Below are 1,505 nucleotides of genomic sequence, written 5' to 3' on the forward strand. Positions count from 1 at the left end.
CCCGGCGTTGCCCGTCGCGCTTGTCAGCCGGGAGCAGATCCTGCAGGTGTTCACCAACCTGATAGGGAATGCGGTCGCCTATACCCCGCCTGGCGAAGAAGTTGCGGTGTGCAGCGAGATCTGGCTGGAGGATGGGCGCGCTCGGGTGGCGGTGCGGGTGCGCAACGATGGCCCCCCGATCCCGGCCGAGGACCTGCCGCGCATCTTCGAGCGCTTCTACCGGGGCAAGACAGCCCAACAGACGGGCGAGCCCGGCACCGGGCTGGGTCTGCCGATCTCGCGCCAGATCGTCGAGCGCCATGGGGGCCGCATCGAGGCCTCCAGCACGGAGGCCGAAGGCACCACCTTCACGGTATGGCTGCCGGCCGACGGACGGCCGTAGCTTGGGGGGTGGGCCATACCGGGGTGCCGCCGGTGCGGGAAGCTGGCCGCATTGCGCCCTCCCCCGGGGGGCGGTAACATAGGCAGGATAGGCGAGGCCAGTGCCCGGACGGGGGAAGGGCGCACCCATGCTGCAATAGCGGGAGCCTGGGCTTTGCCGTCGTTGGGCACGCATGGGTGTCGTGCGCCTGATGGTGCGGGTCGTGAAGGGGACCTCCCTGCGCCGCGCCCTGCTCTGGGGCGCGGCGTTGGCATCACTCACGTCGCTGGTGCTTCCGTCGTCCCTGGCTGAGGCGCGCCCACTTCTGGCGCCGGCGCCGTCCGTCTCTCTGGGCGTTCCGGCGCAGGTCCCGCTGGGAGAGCCCTTCTCATTCTCGGTCACTTTTGACAACGCCTCCGGCACTTCGACGGACGTTGGCTATGGCCCAATCCTCGACTTGATCTTCCCGGTCAATGGGGCCGACGGCAACGCCGGTGCCGCCACGCCGGACGGGATTACCTTCGTTAGCGCCTCGTACCTTGGTGTGGCGCTCAACTCGACAGTCCTGCCCTTCCCGGATGCGGACGGCGCCGGTCCGGGAACAACGGGCTGCGTCAACCACCCCTACTACCGGAACACCTCCGGCGTTCGCTTGCAGGTGTGCGGGACGGCCGGCGACGCGCTGGTGGTGCTCCAGCTGCCCTTCGGATCCTTCGCCCCCGATCAACCAGCCATCACCGTCAGTGTTCAGGCCAATCTGAGCAACCTGGCCGACCTGGGCACCGGTCTGACGCTCAAGGCCCGCGGCGGCTTCCGCTTCGGCGCTGACCCGCTCGACAACTGGTGCTGCGATGCGGTCATTGTCAACCCGGCCAGCATCGACGGAACCGGTTGGCCGAGCGCGTCTGTGGCACCTACGCTGCTGACACTGGCCAAGGCGTACTCCGGGCCCGAGAATGAGACCGCCACCGGGCCCAACTTCCCGCGGCGTTACACGCTGACCGCCGGTATTGCCGATGCCCAGTCCGTGAACAACCTGACGATCGCGGATACGCTGTCGTCAAACCTGCAGTTCACGAGCGTCGTCAGCACCAGCCCAGCCGCCGTGTGCACGCCTCCGCCGGCGGGGATTCCCGGAGGCACA

The 1,505-nt window shown here is 68.4% G+C and carries 2 protein-coding genes; both read left to right on the forward strand.

What is annotated here, in order from left to right:
* On the forward strand, window positions 1–382 hold a 382-nt coding region (locus tag MUO23_10945; GenBank protein MCJ7513472.1), incomplete at its 5' end, for a sensor histidine kinase.
* A gap of 172 nt (window positions 383–554) precedes the next feature.
* Window positions 555–1,505: hypothetical protein (locus tag MUO23_10950; GenBank protein ID MCJ7513473.1), on the forward strand; the 951-nt coding region annotated here is incomplete at its 3' end.

The sequence above is a fragment of the Anaerolineales bacterium genome (assembly GCA_022866145.1).
Lineage (GTDB): Bacteria > Chloroflexota > Anaerolineae > Anaerolineales > E44-bin32 > PFL42.